This is a genomic window from Paracoccus sp. (in: a-proteobacteria) (assembly GCF_047973135.1).
Classification (GTDB): Bacteria; Pseudomonadota; Alphaproteobacteria; order Rhodobacterales; family Rhodobacteraceae; genus Paracoccus.
Window position 1 is genome coordinate 1 of sequence record NZ_JBKEBL010000315.1, and the last position, 1,882, is coordinate 1,882.

The 1,882-nt window shown below is 63.1% G+C and carries 5 protein-coding genes; all 5 read left to right on the plus strand.

All coding sequences use genetic code 11. The features are described from left to right. Positions 1 to 227, plus strand: a 227-nt coding sequence (locus ACK5L9_RS22565; protein ID WP_416909731.1) for a BrnA antitoxin family protein, incomplete at its 5' end; no start/stop codon positions are given. Between the two features lie 26 nt (positions 228 to 253). Next, entirely contained in the window at positions 254 to 661 is a 408-nt protein-coding gene (locus tag ACK5L9_RS22570; protein WP_416913701.1) for a type II toxin-antitoxin system HicB family antitoxin, read from the plus strand. A gap of 141 nt (positions 662 to 802) precedes the next feature. Continuing rightward, on the plus strand, positions 803 to 982 hold the full coding sequence (locus ACK5L9_RS22575) for a hypothetical protein (protein WP_416913702.1): 180 nt from the start codon (positions 803 to 805) through the stop codon (positions 980 to 982). 12 nt (positions 983 to 994) lie between these two features. Continuing rightward, positions 995 to 1,384 carry a type II toxin-antitoxin system HicB family antitoxin gene (locus tag ACK5L9_RS22580; protein ID WP_416913703.1) on the plus strand — a complete coding sequence of 130 codons (390 nt, stop codon included), beginning with the start codon at positions 995 to 997 and terminating at the stop codon, positions 1,382 to 1,384. A gap of 77 nt (positions 1,385 to 1,461) precedes the next feature. Then, positions 1,462 to 1,737, plus strand: a complete 276-nt coding sequence (locus ACK5L9_RS22585) for a type II toxin-antitoxin system RelE/ParE family toxin (RefSeq protein WP_416913704.1) — start codon at positions 1,462 to 1,464, stop codon at positions 1,735 to 1,737. Positions 1,738 to 1,882 lie beyond the last annotated feature (145 nt).

Genomic DNA, 1,882 nt, shown 5'->3' on the forward strand with positions numbered 1-1,882 from the left:
TGACCGACGAACAGCTTGCGACCGCCCGCCCGTTCCGCAAGGCGCATCCCGAACTGCTTTCCGGGATGCAGGAAGAGGAGGCCCGCCGCGGGCGTCCGCCACTGGAAAATCCGAAGGTGTCCATTTCGGCCCGGCTGGACGCCGATCTGGTCGCGGCGCTGCGCGCGACCGGTCCCGGCTGGCAAACCCGCGTCAACGCGATATTGCGCGAGGCATTGGGACTGTAGGCCGCTGGCGCTGAAAGGAGAAACTCATGCGTTACGTTGCCTTCCTGCACACCGACGAAGCCGATGGCTTCGGCATCAGCTTCCCTGACTTCCCCGGCGCGATCTCGGATGGCGAGACCGTCGATCAGGCGATCCAGCGCGGCGAGGAAGCTCTTGCCTTCCATGTGCAGGGCATGCGCGAGGATGGGCTGGGTATTCCCGTACCACGCACCGTGGATGCCATTCTGGCCGATCCCGAGCTTGCCGAATGGCGCGCGGGCGCGCAGATCGCCCATGTGGCACTGATCCTTGACCGAGGGTCTCCGAAGCGTGTGAACGTGTCGCTGGACCCCGGCCTGCTGGAAGCCATCGATGCCGAGGCGGCGCGTCGCGGCATGACCCGCAGCGCCTTCCTGTCCTCGGCCGCGCGGGCGGAAATCAAAGCCGCGCACTGAGAGCTGCGAGACCAGCCGCTCGCCCGAGGCGTGATTTGTCAGTTGCCGTGAATTTCCGAAACGAAGTGTGTATTCAGTGCGCATTTCCGCTTGCGCTGCCCGCGTATAGTGTGTATTAAATACACATAAAAAGAGGATGACATGAAACGCCGTGACATCATCAGGAAACTTGAAGAGGCCGGGCTCGACCTGCGCGAAGGCGGCAACCACACCAAGGTCTACAAGGACGGCGTCTATGTCTCGGCAATCTCGCGCCAGCGTGAAATCGCGGAAAAGGTTGTCCTCGCCATCGAAAAGCAAACCGGCGTCAAGCTGAAATGAAAGGAGGGCGCCATGCCCAACACCTATTACCCCGCGATTCTGCACCCCGCCGATGCGGACGGCCTGTTCGGCGTGACGGTTCCCGGCATCAACGTGGGCGGCTCGGGCGCGACCACGCTTGAGGCGCTGGCCGATGCGGCGGCCATCGTACAGGAGGTTATCGACGATCTGGCGGCGGACCGGGTGGATATCCCGCAGCCCGCCTCGATTGACGGAATAGACCTCGATGGCGGCCAACTGGTCATGCTGCCTGCGGTCTTGCCCGGCCGGACCGTGCGCGTGAACGTCACCCTGACCGAGGATCTGGTCAGGCGCATCGACGCGGCCACCACGAACCGATCCGCCTTTCTGGCCAAATGGGCGTTGCGGGGCCTGCGTGAGGAACAGGCCGCGCGGGGCTGAGGCGCGGTTTGTCAATTGGCGCGAGTTGTTGTAAGCTATCTGTTGACATGTGTATGCGTGCGGCTTACAGATGCGGCATGATAAAGACTTTCGCCAACAAGCAGCTCAAGGCCCTTTGGGAGGGCGGGCGATCCAGAAACGATCGACGCCTTCATCCCCGCATCCTGCGCCGCCTGGACGCCCTCGACGCCGCCAGAAGACCGGAAGACATGAACCTTCCCGGCTTCGACTTTCACGCCCTGCGCGGCTTCACCCCGACGCGCTACACGGTCCATATCAACGGCCCGTGGTGTGTCACGTTCGAGTTCGCAGATGGCGATGCTTACGTGATCGACCTTGTACAATACCACTAGGAGACGGACATGACCCGCGACCCGAACCGCCGCCCGACCCATCCCGGTGAATTGCTGCGCGAGGATGTCATCCCCGCGACCGGCAAACCCAAGGCCGAGATCGCCCGCCTGCTGGGCATCTCGCGCCAGCATCTTTACGACATCA

Coding starts and splice junctions, on each gene's coding strand:
- ACK5L9_RS22570 (WP_416913701.1), top strand. CDS start 254: ATGCGTTACGTTGCCTTCCTGCACACCGACGAAGCCGATGGCTTCGGC.
- ACK5L9_RS22575 (WP_416913702.1), top strand. CDS start 803: ATGAAACGCCGTGACATCATCAGGAAACTTGAAGAGGCCGGGCTCGAC.
- ACK5L9_RS22580 (WP_416913703.1), top strand. CDS start 995: ATGCCCAACACCTATTACCCCGCGATTCTGCACCCCGCCGATGCGGAC.
- ACK5L9_RS22585 (WP_416913704.1), top strand. CDS start 1,462: ATGATAAAGACTTTCGCCAACAAGCAGCTCAAGGCCCTTTGGGAGGGC.